Annotated in this window: 22 protein-coding genes and 3 tRNA genes; 13 read left to right on the forward strand and 12 right to left on the reverse strand. The window is 71.5% G+C overall.

Annotated features, from left to right (window positions below; all coding sequences use genetic code 11):
* Positions 1-15 precede the first annotated feature (15 nt).
* Positions 16-399, forward strand: a complete 384-nt coding sequence (locus WBQ80_RS10060) for a DUF2255 family protein (protein ID WP_336572361.1) — start codon at positions 16-18, stop codon at positions 397-399.
* Positions 400-517: 118 nt separating this feature from the next.
* Here WBQ80_RS10060 and WBQ80_RS10065 read toward each other — a convergent pair whose 3' ends face one another.
* Positions 518-1,255 (reverse strand): phosphatase PAP2 family protein, encoded by a 738-nt coding sequence (locus WBQ80_RS10065; protein WP_336572362.1) that lies wholly within the window; start codon positions 1,253-1,255, stop codon positions 518-520.
* 75 nt (positions 1,256-1,330) lie between these two features.
* A tRNA-Leu gene (locus WBQ80_RS10070) sits at positions 1,331-1,414 on the reverse strand.
* 273 nt (positions 1,415-1,687) lie between these two features.
* Here WBQ80_RS10070 and WBQ80_RS10075 point away from each other — a divergent pair.
* From WBQ80_RS10075 to pknB, 9 genes are all read left to right on the forward strand, one after another.
* Positions 1,688-2,479, forward strand: a complete 792-nt coding sequence (locus WBQ80_RS10075; RefSeq protein ID WP_336572398.1) for an HAD family hydrolase — start codon at positions 1,688-1,690, stop codon at positions 2,477-2,479.
* Positions 2,476-4,995, forward strand: a complete 2,520-nt coding sequence (locus WBQ80_RS10080) for a glycoside hydrolase family 65 protein (RefSeq protein ID WP_336572363.1) — start codon at positions 2,476-2,478, stop codon at positions 4,993-4,995. Before WBQ80_RS10075 ends, WBQ80_RS10080 begins: the two co-directional genes overlap by 4 nt.
* 99 nt (positions 4,996-5,094) lie before the next feature.
* Positions 5,095-5,841, forward strand: a complete 747-nt coding sequence (locus WBQ80_RS10085) for a DUF3662 and FHA domain-containing protein (protein ID WP_336572364.1) — start codon at positions 5,095-5,097, stop codon at positions 5,839-5,841.
* Positions 5,838-6,374, forward strand: coding sequence for an FHA domain-containing protein FhaB/FipA (locus tag WBQ80_RS10090; RefSeq protein ID WP_336572365.1), 537 nt, complete (start codon positions 5,838-5,840; stop codon positions 6,372-6,374). The genes WBQ80_RS10085 and WBQ80_RS10090 overlap by 4 nt, the downstream gene beginning before the upstream one ends.
* 3 nt (positions 6,375-6,377) lie before the next feature.
* Complete coding sequence (locus tag WBQ80_RS10095) at positions 6,378-7,610, forward strand: Stp1/IreP family PP2C-type Ser/Thr phosphatase (RefSeq protein WP_336572366.1); 1,233 nt, start codon at positions 6,378-6,380, stop codon at positions 7,608-7,610.
* Positions 7,603-9,000, forward strand: a complete 1,398-nt coding sequence (locus tag WBQ80_RS10100; protein WP_336572367.1) for an FtsW/RodA/SpoVE family cell cycle protein — start codon at positions 7,603-7,605, stop codon at positions 8,998-9,000. The genes WBQ80_RS10095 and WBQ80_RS10100 overlap by 8 nt, the downstream gene beginning before the upstream one ends.
* The gene (locus tag WBQ80_RS10105; protein ID WP_336572368.1) at positions 8,997-10,451 is read left to right on the forward strand and encodes a peptidoglycan D,D-transpeptidase FtsI family protein; all 1,455 of its coding nucleotides are present in this window, start codon (positions 8,997-8,999) and stop codon (positions 10,449-10,451) included. Before WBQ80_RS10100 ends, WBQ80_RS10105 begins: the two co-directional genes overlap by 4 nt.
* Complete coding sequence (locus WBQ80_RS10110) at positions 10,448-12,142, forward strand: serine/threonine-protein kinase (protein WP_336572370.1); 1,695 nt, start codon at positions 10,448-10,450, stop codon at positions 12,140-12,142. The genes WBQ80_RS10105 and WBQ80_RS10110 overlap by 4 nt, the downstream gene beginning before the upstream one ends.
* 34 nt (positions 12,143-12,176) lie before the next feature.
* On the forward strand, positions 12,177-13,871 hold the full coding sequence (pknB, locus tag WBQ80_RS10115; protein ID WP_336572371.1) for a Stk1 family PASTA domain-containing Ser/Thr kinase: 1,695 nt from the start codon (positions 12,177-12,179) through the stop codon (positions 13,869-13,871).
* Here pknB and WBQ80_RS10120 read toward each other — a convergent pair.
* From WBQ80_RS10120 to WBQ80_RS10130, 3 genes are read right to left on the reverse strand one after another with little or no spacing between them, the layout of a single operon-like run.
* Complete coding sequence (locus tag WBQ80_RS10120; protein ID WP_336572372.1) at positions 13,856-14,506, reverse strand: aminodeoxychorismate/anthranilate synthase component II; 651 nt, start codon at positions 14,504-14,506, stop codon at positions 13,856-13,858. The two genes, pknB and WBQ80_RS10120, sit on opposite strands and share 16 nt — an antisense overlap.
* Entirely contained in the window at positions 14,503-14,661 is a 159-nt protein-coding gene (locus tag WBQ80_RS10125) for a hypothetical protein (protein WP_336572373.1), read from the reverse strand. Before WBQ80_RS10125 ends, WBQ80_RS10120 begins: the two co-directional genes overlap by 4 nt.
* 2 nt (positions 14,662-14,663) lie before the next feature.
* A complete protein-coding gene (locus WBQ80_RS10130) occupies positions 14,664-15,488 on the reverse strand; it encodes a class E sortase (RefSeq protein WP_336572374.1) in 825 nt (274 codons plus the stop codon).
* A 71-nt stretch (positions 15,489-15,559) separates the two neighbouring features.
* Here WBQ80_RS10130 and WBQ80_RS10135 point away from each other — a divergent pair, with 71 nt between their 5' ends.
* A complete protein-coding gene (locus WBQ80_RS10135; RefSeq protein ID WP_336572375.1) occupies positions 15,560-15,799 on the forward strand; it encodes a cell division protein CrgA in 240 nt (79 codons plus the stop codon).
* A gap of 225 nt (positions 15,800-16,024) precedes the next feature.
* On the opposite strand, the gene WBQ80_RS10140 is transcribed toward WBQ80_RS10135, so the two are convergent.
* The gene (locus tag WBQ80_RS10140) at positions 16,025-16,882 is read right to left on the reverse strand and encodes a rhomboid family intramembrane serine protease (protein WP_336572376.1); all 858 of its coding nucleotides are present in this window, start codon (positions 16,880-16,882) and stop codon (positions 16,025-16,027) included.
* A gap of 10 nt (positions 16,883-16,892) precedes the next feature.
* Positions 16,893-17,432, reverse strand: a complete 540-nt coding sequence (locus tag WBQ80_RS10145; RefSeq protein ID WP_336572378.1) for a peptidylprolyl isomerase — start codon at positions 17,430-17,432, stop codon at positions 16,893-16,895.
* Between the two features lie 121 nt (positions 17,433-17,553).
* Here WBQ80_RS10145 and WBQ80_RS10150 point away from each other — a divergent pair, with 121 nt between their 5' ends.
* On the forward strand, positions 17,554-18,105 hold the full coding sequence (locus WBQ80_RS10150; protein ID WP_336572379.1) for a hypothetical protein: 552 nt from the start codon (positions 17,554-17,556) through the stop codon (positions 18,103-18,105).
* Between the two features lie 538 nt (positions 18,106-18,643).
* On the forward strand, positions 18,644-18,889 hold the full coding sequence (locus WBQ80_RS10155) for a hypothetical protein (protein ID WP_336572381.1): 246 nt from the start codon (positions 18,644-18,646) through the stop codon (positions 18,887-18,889).
* Positions 18,890-18,983: 94 nt separating this feature from the next.
* Here WBQ80_RS10155 and WBQ80_RS10160 read toward each other — a convergent pair whose 3' ends face one another.
* From WBQ80_RS10160 to WBQ80_RS10180, 5 genes are all read right to left on the reverse strand, one after another.
* Entirely contained in the window at positions 18,984-19,427 is a 444-nt protein-coding gene (locus WBQ80_RS10160; RefSeq protein WP_336572382.1) for an NUDIX hydrolase, read from the reverse strand.
* 21 nt (positions 19,428-19,448) lie between these two features.
* Positions 19,449-20,246: a putative protein N(5)-glutamine methyltransferase gene (locus tag WBQ80_RS10165; protein ID WP_336572383.1), complete on the reverse strand. Its 798-nt coding sequence runs from the start codon at positions 20,244-20,246 to the stop codon at positions 19,449-19,451.
* A gap of 135 nt (positions 20,247-20,381) precedes the next feature.
* On the reverse strand, positions 20,382-20,600 hold the full coding sequence (locus tag WBQ80_RS10170) for a hypothetical protein (RefSeq protein WP_336572384.1): 219 nt from the start codon (positions 20,598-20,600) through the stop codon (positions 20,382-20,384).
* A 189-nt stretch (positions 20,601-20,789) separates the two neighbouring features.
* Positions 20,790-20,862, reverse strand: a tRNA-Ala gene (locus WBQ80_RS10175).
* Positions 20,863-20,902: 40 nt separating this feature from the next.
* Positions 20,903-20,976: transfer RNA gene (locus WBQ80_RS10180), tRNA-Ile, on the reverse strand.
* Positions 20,977-21,040 lie beyond the last annotated feature (64 nt).

Genomic DNA, 21,040 nt, shown 5'->3' on the forward strand with positions numbered 1-21,040 from the left:
CCGAAGGAGATGACCATGCGCCCGTGGACCGCCGAGGAACTGGCCCGCATCGGCGACGCCGAGGAGATCGGCATCGCCTCGTCCCGCGCCGACGGGTCGTCACGACGACACGTGACCATCTGGGTCGCCCGGGTCGGCGACCGGCTGTTCGTGCGGTCCGCCTACGGCCCCGGGAACGGGTGGTACCGGCTCGCGCGGGCGAGTCGCCAGGGGCGGGTCCGGGCCGCGGGCATCGAGCACCCGGCCCGATTCATCGACGTGGCCGCCGACGACCCCGTGCACGAGGCGCTCGATGCGGCGCACCGCGACAAGTACCACCGGCATCCGCCCCGCGTCGTCGCGACGGTGGTCGGCCCCGCCGCCGCGGCGACCACCCTGCGGGTCGAGCCGGGCGACTGAGTCGCGCCCCCTCGCGGCATCCGGCGCACCCTCGTCGCAGGCGCTTCGGAACGCTCGACTCCACGCCAGCAGCCGGCTCGCCCGGGTTGCCCGCCGACCCGACGGCCGCGGCGAGCGGTCAGCGGCGCGTTCGTCGCGTCGCTGCCGAACGCCGAGGTGCTCGCGCTCGCCCGGTGACGGCCGCCGGCGGCGAGAGCAGCTCCCGCCGCACGACGTCCGCGCTCCACCGGCCCAGCACCACGCCGGCGACCGTGTCCGAGACGTGGTGCTGCCCGCGGTAGATCCGCGAGAACGCGATGCCGCCCGGAATCCCGTATCGCAGCAGGTGCCCGAGGACGCGACCGCCGCGGACTCCGTGCCGGTCGAGCAGGTCGGCGAGCGTGCTGTGGAGCGCGACGGCGGCCGCGGTGTGCCCCGACGGGAACGACGAGGTCGCGTGCGGGCGCTCGGGCCGCCAGACGCCGCGCGGTCGGGGCCGGCCGACGATCGCCGCGGATCCGAGGAAGCAGGCGGTCTCGAGCGCGAGCGCCGCGACGGGGGCCACCGCGGAGCGGCGGTCGCGTGCGAGCCACCCCGTCACCGCGCACCAGAACGCCCCGTTCGCGATCGTCTGCGGCACGCCCGAATACCAGGAGAGCGGGCCGGTGACCCGGTCGAGCAGCTCGCGGCGCTCGGCCGGGTCGACCGGCGCGTCGTCGTCGTGGGGCGGGTGGCCGAGCGCGGCCTGGAGGGCGCGCACCGCCCGGTCCTCGCGGGGGTCGTCGCCGCCGATGCGCCGCACCGCGCGGCCGGCCGCCGCGAGCACGACGATCGCTCCGAGCCCCGGGAGGACGAACGGACGCAGGATCCCGGGCATGCCCGGCAGCCTAGCCGCCCGCCTCGACCCCGGAGACGAGAGCGGCCCGGGTCGATGACCCGGGCCGTTCCTCGGTGCGCAAGGGGGGAGTTGAACCCCCACGCCCTTTCGGGCACACGGACCTGAACCGTGCGCGTCTGCCTATTCCGCCACTTGCGCATGCCGCCCGCACACAGGTGCGAACCAGCCAACCGAGACTAACATACCTGCGCGTGGCACCACGCCCGCTCCCCCTCCCCGTCAGTGCGCCCCCGGCATCCGCTCGGAGTCGCCTGAACCGCTCGCGCCGCTCCCGAGCGCGGGCATAGCCTTGACTACCGGCACCGGCGCCCCGACCAGTTCCCCCGATCGAAAGGATCGCCCGTGACCCACCCCCGCGACGATCGCGCGAGCCTGCGCGGCACCGCGCCCGTCGACCCGTCGGAGGCCGACCTGAGCGGCATCCGCGGCTGGCTCTTCGACCTCGACGGGGTGCTCACGCCGACCGCGGTGGTGCACATGCACGCGTGGGCACGGCTGTTCGCGCCGTTCCTCGAGGCGCACGGCGCCGAGCCCTACCGCGACGCGGACTACTACGCGTACATCGATGGCAAGCCCCGCTACGACGGGGTGCGGTCGCTCCTCGCGAGCCGGGGCATCGCGCTGCCCGAGGGCGAGGTGACCGATGCGCCGACGGCCGAGACCGTGCACGGCCTCGGCAACCGCAAGAACGACGCGTTCAACCAGACCCTCGCCGACGAGGGCGTGCAGCCGTACCCGGCGAGCGTCGCGCTGCTCGACGCGATCGAACGCGCGGGCGGCCTGGTGGCCGTCGTGTCGAGCTCGAAGAACGCGCCGGCCGTGCTCGAGGCCGCCGGCATCGCCGACCGGTTCGAGGTCGTCGTCGACGGCGCGGTCGCCGCGCGCGAGGGGATCGCCGGCAAGCCCGCCCCCGACATGTTCCTCCGGGCGGCCGAGGTCCTGGGCCTGCCGCCCGAGCAGTGCGCCGTCATCGAGGACGCCGAGTCCGGCGTGAAGGCCGGCGCGAGCGGTCCGTTCGCGATCGTGGTCGGCGTCGACCGCGGCGTGGGGCGCGACGCGCTCGTCGAACTCGGCGCCGACGTCATCGTCGACGAGCTCGACGAGCTGGTCCCCGCGCTCGAGCGCGCCGGCGGCGCATCCGCCGTCCGCCACGACGGCCCCGCCACCCCCGCCCGCACCATCACCGGAGAGGACCGCGCATGAGGTTCGCCGACACCGATCCCATGAACCGCTCGATCTTCCCCGTCGACGAGTGGGCGCTCGTCGAGACCGAGTTCGGCGCCGACGACATGGGTCGCACCGAGACGCTGTTCGCCGTGGGCAACGGCTACCTCGGCCTCCGCGGCAACGTCGAAGAGGGCCGCGACGGCCACATGCACGGCACGTTCGTCAACGGGTTCCACGAGACGTGGCCGATCCGGCACGCCGAGGAGGCCTTCGGCTTCGCGCGCGTCGGCCAGACGATCGTCAACGCCCCGGATGCCAAGACGATCCGCCTCTACGTCGACGACGAGCCGCTCGTCATCACCGAGGCCGAGATCATGTCGTACGAGCGCCGGCTCGACTTCCGGTTCGGCTACCTCAGCCGGCGCATCGAGTGGCGCACGCCGTCGGGCAAGCGCGTGCTCATCACGAGCCGCCGCATGGCGACCTTCACCGACCGCCACCTCGGCGTGATCGACTACGAGGTCGAGCTGCTCGACGCCGACGCGGCCGTGACGATCTCGAGCCAGATCCTCAACCGACAGGACGGCCGCGACGAGTACCGCGCGGGCGTGACCGAGGCGCCCGGCGCGTTCGACCCGCGCAAGGCCGAGACCTTCACCGAGCGCGTCCTGCAGCCCCGCGTGCAGCGCCGCGACGGCGGCCACTACATCCTCGGGTACCAGTGCACGAACTCGGGCATGACCATCTCGGTCGGCGCGCGCCACTCGATCGACACCGACAACGAGTTCACCGAGACCGGGTCGATCGGCGACGACCTCGCCAAGCACACGTACCGCATCCGCGCCCGGCGCGGCGTGCCCATCCGGGTCACGAAGCTCATCAGCTACCACACCGCCCGGAAGGTCCCCGCGCGCGAGCTCGTGGACCGCTGCGACCGCACGCTCGACCGCGGGGCCGAGGTCGGCGTCGCCGAGCTGTTCGCGCAGCAGCGCTCGTGGCTCGACGACTACTGGGCCCGCTCCGACGTCGAGATCGCCGGCCAGCCCGAGCTGCAGCAGGCCACGCGCTGGAACCTGTTCCAGCTCGCGCAGGCCACCGCGCGCACCGACGGCGGCGGCGTCGCGGCCAAGGGCGTCTCGGGCTCGGGCTACGGCGGCCACTACTTCTGGGACTCCGAGATCTACGTCATGCCGTTCCTCAGCTACACGGCGCCCATCGTGGCGCGCAACGTGCTGCGGTTCCGGCAGCGGATGCTCGACGCCGCCCGCGCCCGCGCGCTCGAGCTCAACCAGCGCGGGGCGCTCTTCCCGTGGCGCACGATCAACGGCCTCGAGTCGAGCGCGTACTACGCGGCTGGCACCGCGCAGTACCACATCGACGCCGACATCGCCTACGCGCTGTGCCAGTACGTCGCGGCCACGGGCGACGAGGACTTCCTCGCGCGCGGCGCGATCGACATCCTCGTCGAGACCGCGCGCATGTGGGAGGACCTGGGGTTCTGGCGCACGAACACCGACGATGTCTTCCACATCCACGGCGTGACCGGGCCCGACGAGTACACGACCGTCGTGAACGACAACCTGTACACGAACGTGATGGCCCGGGCGAACCTCGCCGCCGCGGCATCCGCCGTCGACAACCTGCAGGTCCTGCAGCCCGAGGCGCACAAGCGCCTCGTCGAGCGGCTCGGAGTCACCCCGGCCGAGGTCGCCGGATGGCGGCGGGCCGCGGCGCACATGCACATCCCGTTCGACCCGCAGCTCGGCGTGCACCCCCAGGACTCGGCCTTCCTCGAGAAGGAGCTGTGGGACCTCGAGCACACGCCCGACAACCACCTGCCGCTGCTCCTCCACTACCACCCGCTCGTCATCTACCGCTTCCAGGTGCTGAAGCAGGCCGACGTGGTGCTCGCGCTGTACCTGCAGGGCGACCGCTTCTCCACCGAGGAGAAGCTCGCCGACTTCGAGTACTACGACCCGCTGACCACGGGCGACTCGACCCTGTCGGCGGTCGTGCAGTCGATCATCGCCGCCGAGGTCGGGTACCACGAGCTCGCGCTCCGCTATTTCCGGTCGGCGCTGTTCGTCGACCTCGCCGACCTCCACCACAACGCAGCCGACGGCGTGCACGTCGCCTCGACCGGCGGCGTGTGGGCGGGCCTCGTGTCCGGCTTCGGCGGATTCCGCGACCACAACGGCCGGTTCACGTTCGACCCGCGCCTCCCCGACGGCTGGGAGCGGCTGTCCTTCCGGCTCACGCTGCGCGGCACGCGCATCCGCGTCGACCTGACGAGCGAGGCCATCCGGTTCACGGTCGAGGCGGGCGAAGCGGATGCCGCGGTGCCGCTCGAGGTGCGCGGCGAGCGCATCGTGGTCACGCCCGGGGCGCCGATCGTGGTCGCCCTCGACGGCCACGGCGCGCGGCGCGTCGGCGCGCCGACCATGCAGAACGTGCGCGGCACGCGCCGTGCCGACGGCACCCTGCTGACGGCCTCGATCCCGACGCTGTCGCTCGACGTCGACGAGGAGGAGGCGGCCGCCGTCTTCGACTGATCCCGCACACGCCGACCGCGTCGTTGCGCGCCGCCCCCGGCGGGTTCGCGGTCGCGGGGGCTAGCATGTCAGTCGAGTCACGGACCGGACGGGAGACCTGTGGGCCTACTGGACAACTTCGAGAAGGGTCTCGAGCGCGCCGTCAACGGCGCCTTCGCGAAGACCTTCCGCTCGGGGCTGCAGCCCGTCGAGATCACGGCCGCGCTGAAGCGCGAGATCGACACGAAGGCGGCGGTGGTCTCGCGCGACCGGGTGCTCGTGCCGAACCGATTCGCCGTGCGCATGTCGCCCGCCGACCACGAGCGCATGTCGTCGCTCGGGCCCGCCCTGATCGACGAGCTCGTCGATCTCGTGCAGAAGCATGCGGCCAGCCAGCGCTTCCAGTTCGCGGGCGGCATCCGCATCGACCTGCAGGCCGACGCGGGCCTCTCCGAGGGAATGGTGCAGGTCGACTCGCAGAACGTGAAGGGCCGGGTCGCGTGGACGCCCGTGCTCGACGTCGACGGCAAGCGGTTCCCGCTGCTGAAGGGCCGCACCGTCCTCGGCCGCGGCAGCGAAGCGGATGTCACGCTCGACGACGCGGGGGCGTCCCGGCGCCACGCCGAGGTCCAGTGGGACGGCCAGCGCGCCCGCGTCCGCGACCTGGGCTCGACGAACGGCACGCAGCTGAACGGAGCCCCCGTCAAGGAGGCGGTGCTCGAACCCGATTCCGTGATCACCATCGGGCGCTCGCGTATCGTGTTCCGGGTGCTCGCCCAAGCCGATCCGTCCGACACCGCCGTCGGGCGACGAGTCGACCCCGGTCAGCGCCGCGATGCGGGCGGTTTCTGGGGGCAGGCCGAATGAGTGAACTGACCCTCCTCGTCCTGCAGCTCGGATTCCTCCTGCTGCTGTGGGTCTTCGTCTTCGCGATCGTGTACGCCCTGCGCAGCGACCTGTTCGGCCAGCGCGTCCGCAAGCTGCAGCCGGATGTCGCCGCCGCGGGACCCGCGCCCGGCCCCGCTCCCGCGGCCGGCCCCGCGGCGCCCACTGCCGCGGTGAACCGCCCGGCACCGCCCGCGGGCGCCGGTGCCGACGCGACGAGCGAGAACGCGACGCGCCTCGTCATCACCTCGGGCGCCAAGGCCGGCGCGGAGTTCCCGCTCGGCCGCGACGAGATCACGATCGGCCGCTCGAGCGACTCGGCGATCATCATCCGCGACGACTACACCTCCACGCACCACGCCCGACTCATGCTGTGGAACGGCCGCTGGATGCTCCAGGACCTCGACTCCACCAACGGCACGTTCCTCAACGGCTCCCGGGTCACCGTGCCGACGCCGATCCCGCTCGGAGCCACCGTCAAGGTGGGGGCGACGACGTTCGAGCTGCGGCGGTAGCCGATGGCGAGCGTCAAGGCGAGCGCCGCGGTCTCGCACGTCGGTCGGGTCCGCTCGAACAACCAGGACTCCGGCTACGCCGGCCGACGGCTGTTCCTGGTGGCCGACGGCATGGGCGGGCACGCCGGCGGCGACGTCGCGAGCGCGATCGCCACGCAGCGCATCGCCGAGGTCGCCGACACCGACTACGCGTCATCCGCCGACGCCGTCGCCGCCCTCGAGCAGGCGCTGCTGTCGGCGAACCGCACGCTCGAGGAGACCGTCGCCGACCACTCCGAGTTGACCGGCATGGGCACGACCGTGAGCGCGGTGCTCGTGCAGCAGGACCGCGTGGTCATCGCGCACATCGGCGACTCGCGCGTGTACCTCCTCCGCTCCGGCGAGCTCAGCCAGGTCTCGACCGACCACACGTTCGTGCAGCGACTCGTCGACGCCGGCCGCATCACGGCCGAGGAGGCCATGGTCCACCCGCGCCGCTCGGTGCTCATGCGCGTGCTCGGCGACGTCGAGGCCTCGCCCGAGATCGACACGCTCGTGATCGACACGCACCCCGGCGACCGGTGGATGCTGTGCTCCGACGGGCTCTCGGGCGTCGTGCCGTTCGACGAGATCCACGAGATGCTCTCGTCCGACGCGGGCGCGAAGCAGGTGGCCGACCGGCTCGTCAAGGCGTCGCTCGACGGCGGCGCACCCGACAACGTCACCGTCGTGGTCCTCGACATCGGCGACCCGCCCGCCCCCGACACGCCACCGCTCGTGGTCGGCTCCGCGGCCGCCCCCGTCGCGTTCGGCACACCGGAACCCGCCCGCCGTCCCGGCATCCGCCTGACCCCGTTCCGGCCCCACCCCGTGCAGGAGACGCACTTCGAGCCGGACTCCGAGGAGTACTTCGACGAGCTCATCGAAGAGGACGAGCGTCGTCGGCGGCGGCGCCGCATGATCTGGGGCCTCTGGATCGTCCTGCTCATCGGCGCCATCGTCACGGCGTTCATCGTGGGGTACCAGTGGACCCAGACGCGGTTCTACGTCGGCGACTACAACGGCCGGGTGGCGATCTACCAGGGCATCCAGCAGGACCTGGGGCCGATCACGCTCAGCCACCTGCACTCCGAGACGCCGATCGACATCGCCGACCTGCGGACCTACGACCAGCAACGCGTCGAGCAGACGATCAGCGCCGGCTCCCTCGGGGAGGCGCGGCGGATCGTGGCGCGATTGGGGGAATCCGTTGACTGACCGAGCCACCAAGGCGGCCGACCGCGGGCCCGCGACCGAGCCGGTCCGCCGCATCCGCCTGCCCCAGAAGCTGCGCAACCTCGAGTTCTGGCTGCTGCTCGCGGCGTGCGTCATCAACTCCGGCGCCATCGTGCTCGTGCAGCTCGGCGCGATGGGCCGCGTCGACACCCAGCTCGTCCTGCTGGGAGCGGGGCTCTCGGCACTCGTGTTCGGCCTGCACATCGCGATGCGGTTCGTCGCACGCGACGCCGACCCGTTCCTGCTTCCCATCGCGACCGTGCTGAACGGCCTCGGCATCGCCATGATCTACCGCATCGACATCGCCTACGGCGACGCGGGGTGGGACAGCGCCGCGGTGCGCCAGATCGTCTGGAGCGCCATCGCGATCCTCGCGGCGCTCGCGACCATCGTGCTGCTGCGCAACCACCGCACGCTCTTCCGCTACACGTACCTCTCCGGCCTGATCGCGATCGTGCTGCTGCTCCTGCCGCTCGTCCCCGGCCTGGGGCGCGAGGTCAGCGGTGCGCGCGTGTGGATCGGCGTGGGCGACATCGCCACCTTCCAGCCGGGCGAGATCGCGAAGATCGCCCTCGCGGTGTTCTTCGCCGGCTACCTCGTCCGCAACCGCGACTCCCTGTCGATGGTCGGTCGCCGGTTCCTCGGCATGAAGTTCCCGCGGGCCCGCGACCTCGGGCCGCTGCTCGTGGTGTGGGCGCTGTCGATGTCGGTCATCGTGTTCCAACGCGACCTCGGCACGGCGCTGCTGTACTTCGGGCTGTTCCTCGTCATGCTCTACGTGGCGACGAGCCGGCTCTCCTGGGTCGTGCTCGGACTCGCGCTGTTCTTCGGCGGCGCGATCATCGCCAGCCAGACCCTCGAATACGTCAACGGCCGGTTCCGCAACTGGCTCGACGCCTTCAACCCCGAGGTGTACGAGGCGGCGGGCGGCTCGTACCAGCTCGTGCAGGGCCTGTTCGGGCTGGCCAACGGCGGGCTCATCGGCACCGGCCTCGGCCAGGGTCGCCCCGACCTCACGCCGGTCCCCCAGAGCGACTACATCATCGCGAGCCTCGGCGAGGAGCTGGGGCTGGCGGGCGTGTTCGTGATCCTCGGCCTCTACGTGCTGTTCGTGGCACGCGGCTTCCGCATCGGCTTCGCCGGGCAGGACGACTTCGGCAAGCTGCTCGGCGTCGGCCTCTCGTTCGTCGTCGCCCTGCAGGTCTTCATCGTCGTCGGCGGCGTCACCCGGGTGATCCCGCTGACGGGCCTCACGACCCCGTTCATGGCGGCGGGCGGATCGTCGCTCGTGGCGAACTGGATCATCGTGGCGCTGCTCCTCCGACTGTCCGACACGGTGCGCAACCACCCGAGGCTGGTGATCGACGGATGAACCGAGAACTCAAGCGGGTGACGATCGTCGCCCTCCTCATGTTCCTGACGCTGTTCGTGGCCACGACCGTCATCCAGTACGTGCAGTCCGAGAACCTCGCCGCCGACCCGCGGAACGCGCGAACCCTCTACGAGAGCTACTCGGTCGAGCGCGGGCCGATCCTCGTGGGCGGCGAGCCCATCGCGTACTCCGAGCCGAGCGACGACGACTACAAGTTCCAGCGGATCTACGCGAACGGCCCGCTCTACGCCCCCATCACCGGGTTCATCCCCGTCAACGGCGAGGCGACCGGCCTCGAGCTCTCGCTCAACGCCGAACTCAGCGGCCAGTCGGAGTCCCAGTTCTTCGACTCGCTCAACCGGCTCATCTCCGGGCAGGACCCCATGGGCGCCTCCGTCGAGGTCGCCATCGACCCCGTGGCGCAGCAGGCGGCGTGGGATGCGCTGGGCGACTACACGGGCGCGGTGATCGTCACCGAGCCGGCGTCGGGACGCATCCTCGCCATGGTCACCAAGCCGACCTACGACCCGAACACGCTCGCCGTCCACGACGGGCAGCAGGTCGAGGAGACGTACCAGGCCCTCGTCGAGGACCCGGCCGACCCCCTGTTCAACCGCGCGACGGGCGGCGACATGAACCCGCCCGGCTCGGTCTTCAAGCTGGTGATGACGGCGGCGGCGCTCGAGTCGGGGCGGTACACACCCGACAGCACGTTCCCGAACCCGGCGGAGTTCACGCTTCCCGGCACGAGCTCGATCGTGCGCAACTCCAGCGGCGGCACGTGCGGCGGGGGCTCCGAGGTGACGCTCGCCACCGCGCTGCGGCTGTCGTGCAACATCCCGTTCGCCGAGCTCGCGCTCGAGCTGGGCGACGACGCGATCCGCGCCCAGGCCGAGAAGTTCGGCTTCAACTCGGACTTCACGACGCCGAACTCGACCGAGACGAGCACCTACCCCGCCGACCCGGACGAGCCGCAGACCGCGCTCACCGGCTTCGGGCAGGGCGAGGTGCGGGCCACGCCGCTCCAGATGGCCATGGTCTCGGCCGCGATCGCGAACGACGGGATCGTCATGAACCCCGACCTGGTCGACGCGATCACGGCCCCGGACTTCCGGACGATCGAGGAGTTCGCGCCCTCGGAGTTCGGGCGGGCGATCAGCGCCGAGACGGCCCGCACGATGACCGAGATGATGGTCCAGGGCGTCGAGAACGGTGCGGCGAGTAATGCAAGAATAGACGGCGTCAGCGTGGCCGGTAAGACCGGAACCGCGGAGAACGGCGAGGACGATCCATACACCCTCTGGTTCACCGGGTTCGCCCCCGCAGACGACCCTCAGTATGCGATCACGGTCCTCGTGGAAGACGGCGGGGGACTTGGTCAGGAAGGGTTCGGCAACGGTGTTGCCGCGCCGGTTGCGAAGAAGGTACTAGAGGCGGTGCTGAACAAATGAGACCGAGCGCAGGGCTCACCTTCGGTGGGCGCTACGAACTGCAGTCCCGGATCGCCATCGGCGGCATGGGCGAGGTGTGGCAGGCCACCGACCTCGTCATCGGGCGGCAGGTCGCCATCAAGATCCTCAAGGACGAGTACCTCGGCGACCCCGGTTTCCTCGAGCGGTTCCGCGCCGAGGCGCGCCACGCCGCGCTCGTCAACCACGAGGGCATCGCCAACGTCTTCGACTACGGCGAGGAGGAGGGCAGCGCCTACCTCGTGATGGAGCTCGTGCCCGGCGAGGCGCTCTCCACCATCCTCGAGCGCGAGCACGTCCTGCCGACCGACAAGGTGCTCGACATCGTCGCCCAGACCGCGGGCGCGCTGCAGGCCGCCCATGCGGCGGGCCTCGTGCACCGCGACATCAAGCCGGGCAACCTCCTCATCACGCCCGACGGCCGGGTCAAGATCACCGACTTCGGCATCGCTCGCATCGCCGACCAGGTGCCGCTGACCGCGACCGGCCAGGTCATGGGCACGGTCCAGTACCTGTCGCCCGAGCAGGCGTCGGGTCACCCGGCGTCGCCGACGACCGACATCTACTCGCTCGGCATCGTGGCCTACGAGGCGCTCGCCGGGCGCCGCCCGTTCACGGGCGAGTCGCAGGTCGCGATCGCCATGGCGCAGATCAACGAGACCCCGCCCGACCTCCCGGTCACGGTGTCCGAGCCGGTCCGCAACCTCGTGTACTCGTGCATCGCGAAGAACCCGGCGGACCGCCCGCAGACCGCCGCCCACCTCGCGCGCGCGGCCAACGCGCTGCGGCGCGGCGACGTGCGCGGCGCGGCCGCCGCCGTCCCGGCGGTGCTCGGCGCCGCGGCGGCTGCGACGGCCGCGACCGCCGTCCTCCCGCAGCAGGCGGGGCCCGGCACCGCGGCCACCACGGTCCTGCCCGCCGGCGCGGCCGCCGTGACGACCACCGAGACCGAGGAGGAGGTCGGCGAGCCCGAGAAGAAGCGCAGCCCGTGGACGTGGCCGCTCATCGTGCTCATCATCCTGCTCGCCCTCGTGCTCATCGGCACGCTCATCGCGCTCGCCCTCGGCGGCGGCGAGGACGAGCCCGACCCCACGCGCAGCACGCCGGCCTCCACGGCGCCGACCTCGGCGCCGCCGACGAGCGAGGCGCCGCCGCCCCCGACGTCCGAGGCCCCCGAGACCGTCGTGGTCGACCGAGCCGCGTACATCGGCCGCAACGTCGACGAGGTCCGCGCCGAGCTCGAGCAGGCGGGCTTCGCGGTCACCACGCAGGAGGGGGCCGCGGCGACGTCGCCCGAGCAGGCCAACACGGTCTCCGACGTGAATCCGAGCGGCACGCTCGCCGTGGGCTCCGCCATCACCGTGACCTACCTCGGCGCCCCCGAGACGCCCGGCGCTCCGGCGAACGCACCGACCGTGAACCCCGCGGCGGTTCCGCCGGGCGGGCTCGTCCAGGTCAGCTGGCCGGCGGCCACCTGCCCCTCGGGCCAGCAGCTGAGCGGCTACGAGGTGGCCGTGACCGGCGACGCCACGGCGCCCAGCCCCGTCGGAGCCGGGACGACGACCGTCAACGTGCAGGCGGGCAGCCAGTCGTTCGAGGTCACCTACCGGTACTTCTGCGGCCAGCTCGACTCGCCGTTCTCGCCGGCCGCCCCGGTGACCGTCGCGCCCTAGTCCACAGCCGAGAGCCCTACCGATCGGAGGAACGGTGAACGATGAAGGTCGCATGCTCGCGGGTCGCTACCGCGTGGGTGCCCTCATCGGACGCGGTGGCATGGCCGACGTCCACGTCGGGACCGACACGCGCCTGGGCCGCCAGGTCGCCATCAAGCTGCTGAAGCCGCAGCTGGCGACCGACCCCTCGTTCCGCATGCGCTTCCGGCAGGAGGCGCAGTCGGCGGCCCGGATGGCGCATCCGACCATCGTCCGCGTCTTCGACGCCGGCGAGGAGACGGTCCGCGACCAGTCCGGCCACGAGGTGCAGCTGCCCTTCATCGTCATGGAGTTCGTCGAGGGCCGTCTCCTGAAGGACATCATCCACGAGGGCCCGCTCGAGCCGCTGGCCGCGGCGCGCGTGATCGAGGGCGTGCTCACCGCGCTGGAGTACTCGCACCGTGCGGGCGTCGTGCACCGCGACATCAAGCCGGGCAACATCATGATCACCACCGGCGGCCAGGTGAAGGTCATGGACTTCGGCATCGCGCGCGCCGTCTCGGACTCCGCGACCACCGTCGCGCAGACCACCGCGATCCTCGGCACGGCGTCCTACTTCTCGCCCGAGCAGGCCAAGGGCGAACCGGTCGACGCGCGGACCGACCTCTACAGCACGGGCGTGGTGCTGTTCGAGATGCTCACGGGCCGCCCGCCCTTCCGCGGCGACACCCCCGTGGCGGTGGCGTACCAGCACGTGAGCGAGCGCCCGGTGAAGCCGAGCGTCATCAACCCCAAGGTCTCCCCCGCGCTCGACGCGGTGGTCCTGCACGCGCTCGCGAAGGACCGGACCATCCGCTACCAGACGGCGGCCGAGTTCCGCGCCGAGGTCGAGGAGGCGGCATCCGGCCGGGTGCCCGTCAAGCGCAGGGTCGACGAGACCGCGCTCTTCTTCGGCACCGACACCGGCTCGCTCTCGACCTCGGAGCTCGCACTGCGCCAGCTCGCCGAGGACGACACGATGACGCGCACCCAGCGGCGTCCACCGGCGATCTGGATCTGGTCGGGCATCATCGCCGTCGTCGTGATCGTCGTCGCGGTCATGTACTGGGCGTTCAACCTGCAACCGGCCGACGACCTGCCCTCGAACGCCCGCGAGGTCCCCTCGCTCACCGGCGCGACGTGGGAGGAGGCGGTCAACGAGCTCCAGGCCCTCACGCTTCCGGCGACCCGCGTCGACGAGACGAACGACACCGTGCCCGCGGGCGAGGTGATCCGAACCGAGCCCGCCGAGGGCGAGATCGTCGACACCGGCACGCCCATCCAGGTCTTCATCTCGACGGGCCGCGAAGCCGTCGCCGTCCCCGACGTGGTGAACAAGACGCTCGAGCAGGCCAAGGCCGACCTCGAGGCGGCCGGACTCGTCGCGGGGAGCGAGACGCGTCAGAACTCCCCCACGGTCGCGGGCGGCACCGTGCTGTCGACCGATCCCGAGGCCGGCGCCTCGGTCGAGAGCGGCTCCTCCGTGAACTTCACCGTCTCGAGCGGCAACGTGACCCTCCCCGACCTCACCGGCCAGTCGCTCCAGGCCGCCTCGTCGTACCTCGGCTCGTCGACGCTGCAGCTCACGCCGGTCCCGGTTCCCGATCCCGCCTGCCCCTCGCAGGCCGGTTCCCCGGTCGTGCGCCAGTCGCTCGCCCCGGGCGACGTGCCGCAGAAGTCCCAGGTCGAACTGGTCTACTGCGCCGGCTGAGCGACCCGCACGAGCGGGTTCAGCGACCGCGCGCGCTCGGATGCCTCGGCGAGCCCGGTCTCGGCGAGCCAGTTGCCGAGCATCCGGTAGCCGCCCTCGGTGAGCACCGACTCGGGGTGGAACTGCACGCCGTGGATGGGCGCGGACTCGTGCCGCAGGCCCATGATGACGCCGCCCTGCGTGCGGCTCGTGACGATGAGCTCGTCGGGAACGGTTCCGTCGACGACGGCGAGCGAGTGGTACCGGGTCGCGGTGAACGGCTGCGGAACGCCCGCGTAGAACGCGCTGTCGTCGTGGACGATCCGCGACGTCTTGCCGTGCATGAGCTCCTCGGCGTTGGTGACGGTCGCGCCGAAGGCCTCGGCGATCGCCTGGTGCCCGAGGCACACGCCGAGCAGCGGCTGCCCGGACTCGAGTGCCGCCTCCACCACGGGGATCGACACCCCCGCGTCGGCGGGCTTGCCCGGGCCCGGCGAGATCAGGACGCCGTCGTACTCGGCGATGCGCGCGGGCACGTCCGAGACGCCGAGGTCGTCGTTGCGGACGACCTCGGTCTCGGCGCCGAGCTCCTGCAGGTAGCCGTTCAGCGTGTAGACGAAGCTGTCGTAGTTGTCGATGACGAGGATCCGGGTCATTGCTCCACCGTGACGTCGATTGGGTTGACGATGCCGTCCAGCCAGGGGAAGACCCAGGTGAACAGCGCGAACACCACCGCGGCGACGAGCACCGCGAGCAGCAGGATGCGGACCCACGCGGGTCCGGGCAGGATGCGCCAGAGTGCGGCGTACACGCTCACTCCTCCCACGCCGCGACCTGCGCGGCGATCTCGGCCGGCGGACCGGCGGCTGCGGGCTGCCACGACTCGAGCACGCCGTACGCGATGATGCGCTCCGCGGTCGAGTAGAGCGGGTTGCAGCTCGTGAGCGTGATGATGCGGTCGGATGGGGCGAGCTCGGGGTGATGCGGCACGGGCGCCAGGACATCGGCGGCGTCGGGGGTGACGTACTCGAGGTCGCGGAACCGATACGTGTACCACCCGTCGCGGGTCTGGATGAAGATGCCGTCGCCGAGCCGGAGCTGCTCGATCTCGTGCATGCCGCCGCCGTAGGCGCTCCGGTGCGAGGCGATCGCGAAGTTGCCGACCTCGCCCGGCATCTGGGTCTCCGGGTAGTGGCCGACCCCGAGCCGGAAGCTGTTCAGGACGTCGAAGCCGACGCCTTCGGCGATGCCGCGCTGGGAGTCCTCGCCGAAGCGCGGGACGTACATCACGGCGAACGCCTCGCCGTTGCCGTAGTCGGTGGCGTCGACGACGGGGTCGCCGTAGCCCTCGGCCGGCGGCGGCGGCGCCTCGCCCGATTCCGTCCGCCCCTGTTCGATCCACCCGGCGGAGAGGTCGGATGCGGCATCCGACTGCTGCGACGCCATGATCGCGTCGTTCCACCACAGCTTCCACCCGAGGAAGAGCAGCACCAGCACGCCGGCGGTGACGAGGAGCTCGCCCAGGACTCCCACCACGCCGAGGCGCGGCCGGCGGGACTCCGCGGGCGCGCCCGACGCCTCGGGCCGTTCCCCGGCGTCGGCGGGATCGACCCGGTCCTCCGTCAGGCCTCCGGGCATACGGGCGATTCTATTCGCCCGCCGATGAGCGGACTCCGAGTGCCGTCCGCGGATCGACTAGAATCTCCGGCATGGCACGCACGAAATCAACGAAGCCCGCGCGCGCGGAGCAGCCGAGCGGCGAGGACGCGCCGAACCCCGTCTGGTTCAAGCCCGTCATGTTCGGCTTCATGCTGCTCGGGCTCATCTGGATCATCGTGTTCTACGTGAGCCAGGGCGCCCTTCCGGTCGCCGACCTGGGTTCGTGGAACATCCTGGTCGGGTTCGGCATCGCCTTCATCGGCTTCCTCATGACCACACGCTGGCGCTGACCGGCGACGACACGGCGGGGCGGATGCTGCGGCATCCGCCCCTTTCGTCTGTCTCGGCACGGTGTTCTCCACACCTTCCACAGGTTTCTCCACATGTTCCACAGGCTGTGGAGACCGGGAAACCGCGGAATCCCGGACATCGTGCGGAATCACACCCGTGTAACTCTCCCCAACTGTGGACAGCGTTGTGGATAACCCGGTCGAGGCGCTCCTCGCCGGCCGCGGTCAGAACAACGGCAGGTAGAAGAATCGCAGGGAGAGCACGAGCAGCACCGCGACCAGCGCGGCGAGGAGGCCGACCTGCAGTGCCTTCTGGTCGCGCTTGCGAGTCTCGACGTAGATCAGACCGACGAGCGCCCCGCCGACCAGCCCGCCGAGATGGGCCTGCCACGAGATGTTGAACCCCGGAACGAAGCCGATCACGAGGTTGATGCCGACGAGGATGAGCAGCTGCGTCGCAGTGCCGCCGAGGCGGCGCTGGATCACGAGGAACGCGCCCATCAGGCCGAAGATCGCCCCGGAGGCGCCGACGACGCCCGTGCCCGGATCGGCGAGCCACAGCACGGCGACCGAGCCCGCGAACCCCGAGATCAGGTACAGCGCCAGGAACCGCCAGCGACCGAGGAGCCCCTCGAGGAGCTGGCCGAAGATCCAGAGCGTGTACATGTTGAGGGCGACATGGAAGATCAGCCCCGTCGAGTGCACGAACAGGGACGTGATCATCCGCCACGGCTCGAAGTTGAACGGCAGCGAGTAGACGCCCGCGTAGGCGAGCCGTTCGGTGACCGCGAGCCCGGGGATCAGCTGCAGCACGAACACCGCGAGCGTGACCCCGATGAGCGAGTAGGTCACGACGGGCGCCCCGCGCTCGGCCGCCGCCCGCGCCCGGGTCAGCACGGCGGGCTTCGTCCGCGGCGCGGTCGCGCGCTGCTCGCGCATGCACTCCGGGCAGATGACCCCGACGGGCGCCGGGGTCTGGCACTCACCGCAGATCGTGCGCCCGCACCGCTGGCAGAGCACGAAGCTCTGGCGGTCCGGATGCCGGTAGCAGAAGCTCTGGCGCTCCGACGCCGCGTCGCTCACCGTCGGCGTCTCAGCGGCGGTCGACCGTGATCTTCTCGATCACGACGTCGTCGATCGGCCGGTCGCGGCCGTCGGTCGGCACGGCGGCGAGCTTGTCGACCACGGCCTGGCTCGCGGCATCCGTCACCTTGCCGAAGATGGTGTGCTTGCCGTGCAGCCACGTGGTGGGGCCGACCGTGATGAAGAACTGCGAGCCGTTGGTGCCACGGCCGCCCTGGATGCCGGCGTTCGCCATGGCGAGCACGTAGGGCTCGGTGAAGTCGAGCTCGGGGTGGATCTCGTCGTCGAACCGGTAGCCGGGACCGCCGACGCCCTGCCCGAGCGGATCGCCGCCCTGGATCATGAAGCCGGGGATGATGCGGTGGAAGACGACGCCGTCGTACAGCGGGTCGTTCGACTTCTGGCCGGTGGCGGGATGCGTCCACTCGATCTCGCCGGTGGCGAGGCCGATGAAGTTCTCGACGGTCTTCGGGGCGTGGTGGCCGTAGAGGTCGACCTTGATGTCGCCGTGGTTGGTGGTGATCGTCGCGACTGCGGTGGGATTCGGCATGAGGTCGATTCTCTCATGTGGGGATTCGGGGTGCGGTATGCAACCCCCCGCACTCCCACCCCACATCCAGCCGGTTCGGTGGCAGGATGGAGGGGTTCGCTGCACAACGATGGAGGTCGAGATGAGCCTGTCACGCAAGCGCCGGAAGGAACTCAAGCGGCTGCGCAGCAGTGCAGAGGAACTGTGGGGGGGCCAGCAGGACGTGCTCGACAAGGCGGCCAAGGTGGCCCGCGAGGCGAGCCACCAGCTCAACCTGCTCACGCAGGAGGAGGTCGTTCCGCGTGTGCGCACGGGCTACGAGAGCTATGTCCGCCCGGGCGTCGACCAGGCGCGCACGATCGCGCGCGGCGCCGGCGACACGGCCGAGCGGGCGTTCGGCACCGCGCTCGGTGCGCTGATGTCGGTCGGCGACATCGCCAACGACACCCGGGTCCGGCGCGCGCTCGCGCGCGTGTCGCCGCGTGCCGCGGTGGTCGCCAAGCAGAAGCAGGGACCCGGAGTCGGCACGTACCTCGCGATCGGGGCGGGGATCGTCGCGGCCGCGGGCGTCGCCTACGCGGTCTGGCAGACGTTCCGCGCCGACGACGAGTTGTGGGTGGCCGACGATGAGCCGACGCCGTCCGCGACCTCGTCGACCGCGGGCTCGAACGCCACGCCGTCGCCGGTGATCTGACGCACCACGGTTTCTCGAAGGCCCTCGCCCCATGACTCGGGCGGGGGCCTTCGCCGTGCCCCCGGCTCTCCGGGCCGGCCCGGACCTCGACGCCGATTCGCGATTCGCTCTTGCGCTCGGGGAACGGATGCCGCTAATGTCAACTCTCGGCTCGCAACGACGGCACAGGAGAGGAGGCGAGACCCATGATGATCCGGCGAATTCACACCCCGATCCGCATCGCGGTCGCCTTCCTCGGCGCCCCCTTCGCGGCCTGCTGACCGTCACGCCTTCGCGTCGACCGTAGGGTCCGCACCCGCCTGACGAACCCCGCTCGTTCCTGAGCAGGGCGTCCGTCCCGCCCGGCATCCGCTCGCGTCACGCGTTCCACGACGCGCGGGCCGCCGGCCGTCTCTTCCCACGACTCGATTCGAGCGGCATGGGCGCCCCCGGGCGACGGATGCCGCAGGCGACGTCACCGGGATCACTCGCGTCTCCTCCCGGTGCGCGCTTCCGCGCGCGCCATCCGTTCGCACCACCTCCGATGAAGGACACCACCGTGAACACCACACTCACCGCAACCCGTTCGACCGCGCAACAGGCGCAGGCCGTGCGCCTCGGGGCCGGCCGCCTCCAGGAGCGCCTCGCCCGGCGCGCCGGACTCGCGCTGCTCGCGTGGAGCCGGGCCGCCGAGGCCCGCCGCCTGCGCGAGGACGCCGCCCGGCTCGCCGAGCTGCAGCGCGAGGCCGACCGCCTCCGCGCGTCGAACTTCACCACCCTCGCCCTGCTAGCCCGGACGCTCTGATCGTCATGTCCGCCGTGCAGGATCCGACCGCAACGGCCCCGTCCGCTCGCCGGACGGGGCCGTCGCCGTCTCCGGCGCGCCGGCGGCCCCGCGGTCAGCGCTTCGACGGCATCCCGGCGGCCGGCGGGTCGTCGTTCATGCGGATCGCGATGTCGAGCAGGCTCACGCGTGCGAGCCGCGGCACCTCGCCGAGCGGGAACCACCGCGCCTCGTCGCTCGAACCGCCCACCTCGTTGCGGAGTGCGCCGCCGACCACCCGGGCGCGGTAGACGATGCGCATGGCGTACAGGGGCGCCGTTCCGTGGTGGCGCTTGGCGGCCGGCACCACCATCGTGTCGATGCCGAGGAGTCGCTCGATCTCGGCGTCGTAACCCGTCTCCTCGCGGATCTCGCGGATCGCCGCGTCGTTCGGATGCTCGGGCAGCTCGATCCCGCCGCCCGGCAGGGTCCACGCCGAGCGGCCGTGCTCGTTCCAATGGGCCAACAGGATGGCATCGTCGCGGATGATGACCCCGTACGCGGCGATGCGGATGTCCATCCCGCCACTGTATTACCCGCCTCAGGCGAGGCCCAGCAGCACCGTCTGGCCGTCCGAGCCGCCGCGGCGGGACACGCGCCATCCGCACGTCTCGGCATGCGCGGCCGCCGCATCCCACTGGGCCCGGTTCAGCTCGATGAGCGCGCGCCCGTCGGGACGCAGCCACCCGACGAGCTCCGCGACGAGCGTCCGGACGTGGTCGAGCCCGTCCGGCCCGGCGAACAGCGCACGCGGCGGCTCGTGATCGAGCGCCTCCCTCGGCACGAACCGGCGTTCGGGCTCGGGAACGTAGGGAGGCACGGATGCCACGAGCGACACGCGACCGCGGAGGTCGGCGGGGACGGCGGCGAGTCCGGCCCCTTCGTGCACCCCCGCATCGGGGGGGAGGTTCCGCCGCGCCCACGCCAGCGCGACGGGATCGACGTCGGCGACGTGCACCTCCACGGCGGGCAGCGCTGCGGCGACGGATGCCGCGAGCGGCGCCACCCCGCAGAAGGGCTCGAGCATCACGGGGTCGGCCTGCCCCTGCGCCACGCGGACGGCCGCGCGAGCCAACAGGAGCGAGCGCTGGCGCGGGACGAACACGCCCGGGCCCACGGCCAGGCGAAGTCGGCCGAAGCGGACCCAGCCGACGAGGGGCTCGATCGGCTCGCCGGCGACGCGACGCTGCACGAGCGAGTCGAGCTCGCCGTCATCCGTCGCGGCCTCGATCAGGATGGCCGCTTCGTCCTCGGCGAAGACGCTGCCCGCGGCGCGCAGTCGCGCGGCGATGTCGGCCACCCTCGAGGCGGTGTTCCGGGATTGCGGCGCGGAAGCCATGACGACGACGGTAGCAACCGGCGCACCTCGGAGGGCTCGCATCGTCGGTTACGGGGCCCGGGCGCGCGATCGGAACGCGAATCGGCGGCCCGGAACCCTCGGTCCCGAGCCGCCGACGACGGTGCTGGCAGCGGCTCAGCCGCCGCAGATGCCCCGGGCGGTCTCGTTCTTGCCCTGGCCGCCGATGGCCTGGACGACGTCTCCGACGTTCGTGAAACCGAGCGCGCCCTCGGTGTTGATGGTCTTGTGCACCTGACCGAAGCACGCGGCGTCGGCGGGCGCGGCGTGCGCCGCGCCGGCGAAGCCGAACGTGGCGAGGCCGGCGATGAATCCGGTGGCGAGAATGCGCTTCATTGGACTTCCCCTTCTGTCGGCGGGTGCGAATTTCACCCGATACCCCTACTTCCCTTCGAAGGGCGGGTTCGGATGCACCTCGTCGCAGAATTCTTCGGATCCGCGTGAGCGAGAGGGCGGCGGCCGTGCGCACGAACTGTTCCAGCGGGGAGTTCGGCACGATGAGGACCACCGGCGAGACGGGAGATGTGGAGCCTAGGAGATTCGAACTCCTGACATCCTGCTTGCAAAGCAGGCGCTCTACCAACTGAGCTAAGGCCCCCGGGCGGATGCCGCGGCATCCGTTTGTGGAGTTGTCGGGGTGGGGATACGAGGACTTGAACCTCGGACCTCTTCGTTATCAGCGAAGCGCTCTAACCGCCTGAGCTATATCCCCGGAATTCGGCCGAAGGACAGACTACCCGACGCTGCGGGAATCTCCGAATCGGGCCGAGCCCGGC

Origin of the sequence: Agromyces sp. CCNWLW213, assembly GCF_037199545.1 — a bacterium.
Classification (GTDB): Bacteria; Actinomycetota; Actinomycetes; order Actinomycetales; family Microbacteriaceae; genus Agromyces.

What these genes read in the sequence shown, in the direction of transcription:
- WBQ80_RS10060 (WP_336572361.1), top strand. Translation starts at nt 16, where the DNA reads ATGCGCCCGTGGACCGCCGAGGAACTGGCCCGCATCGGCGACGCCGAG.
- WBQ80_RS10065 (WP_336572362.1), bottom strand. Translation starts at nt 1,255, where the DNA reads ATGCCCGGGATCCTGCGTCCGTTCGTCCTCCCGGGGCTCGGAGCGATC.
- WBQ80_RS10080 (WP_336572363.1), top strand. Translation starts at nt 2,476, where the DNA reads ATGAGGTTCGCCGACACCGATCCCATGAACCGCTCGATCTTCCCCGTC.
- WBQ80_RS10090 (WP_336572365.1), top strand. Translation starts at nt 5,838, where the DNA reads ATGAGTGAACTGACCCTCCTCGTCCTGCAGCTCGGATTCCTCCTGCTG.
- WBQ80_RS10095 (WP_336572366.1), top strand. Translation starts at nt 6,378, where the DNA reads ATGGCGAGCGTCAAGGCGAGCGCCGCGGTCTCGCACGTCGGTCGGGTC.
- WBQ80_RS10105 (WP_336572368.1), top strand. Translation starts at nt 8,997, where the DNA reads ATGAACCGAGAACTCAAGCGGGTGACGATCGTCGCCCTCCTCATGTTC.
- WBQ80_RS10110 (WP_336572370.1), top strand. Translation starts at nt 10,448, where the DNA reads ATGAGACCGAGCGCAGGGCTCACCTTCGGTGGGCGCTACGAACTGCAG.
- WBQ80_RS10120 (WP_336572372.1), bottom strand. Translation starts at nt 14,506, where the DNA reads ATGACCCGGATCCTCGTCATCGACAACTACGACAGCTTCGTCTACACG.
- WBQ80_RS10130 (WP_336572374.1), bottom strand. Translation starts at nt 15,488, where the DNA reads ATGCCCGGAGGCCTGACGGAGGACCGGGTCGATCCCGCCGACGCCGGG.
- WBQ80_RS10135 (WP_336572375.1), top strand. Translation starts at nt 15,560, where the DNA reads ATGGCACGCACGAAATCAACGAAGCCCGCGCGCGCGGAGCAGCCGAGC.
- WBQ80_RS10145 (WP_336572378.1), bottom strand. Translation starts at nt 17,432, where the DNA reads ATGCCGAATCCCACCGCAGTCGCGACGATCACCACCAACCACGGCGAC.
- WBQ80_RS10150 (WP_336572379.1), top strand. Translation starts at nt 17,554, where the DNA reads ATGAGCCTGTCACGCAAGCGCCGGAAGGAACTCAAGCGGCTGCGCAGC.
- WBQ80_RS10160 (WP_336572382.1), bottom strand. Translation starts at nt 19,427, where the DNA reads ATGGACATCCGCATCGCCGCGTACGGGGTCATCATCCGCGACGATGCC.
- WBQ80_RS10165 (WP_336572383.1), bottom strand. Translation starts at nt 20,246, where the DNA reads ATGGCTTCCGCGCCGCAATCCCGGAACACCGCCTCGAGGGTGGCCGAC.
- WBQ80_RS10170 (WP_336572384.1), bottom strand. Translation starts at nt 20,600, where the DNA reads ATGAAGCGCATTCTCGCCACCGGATTCATCGCCGGCCTCGCCACGTTC.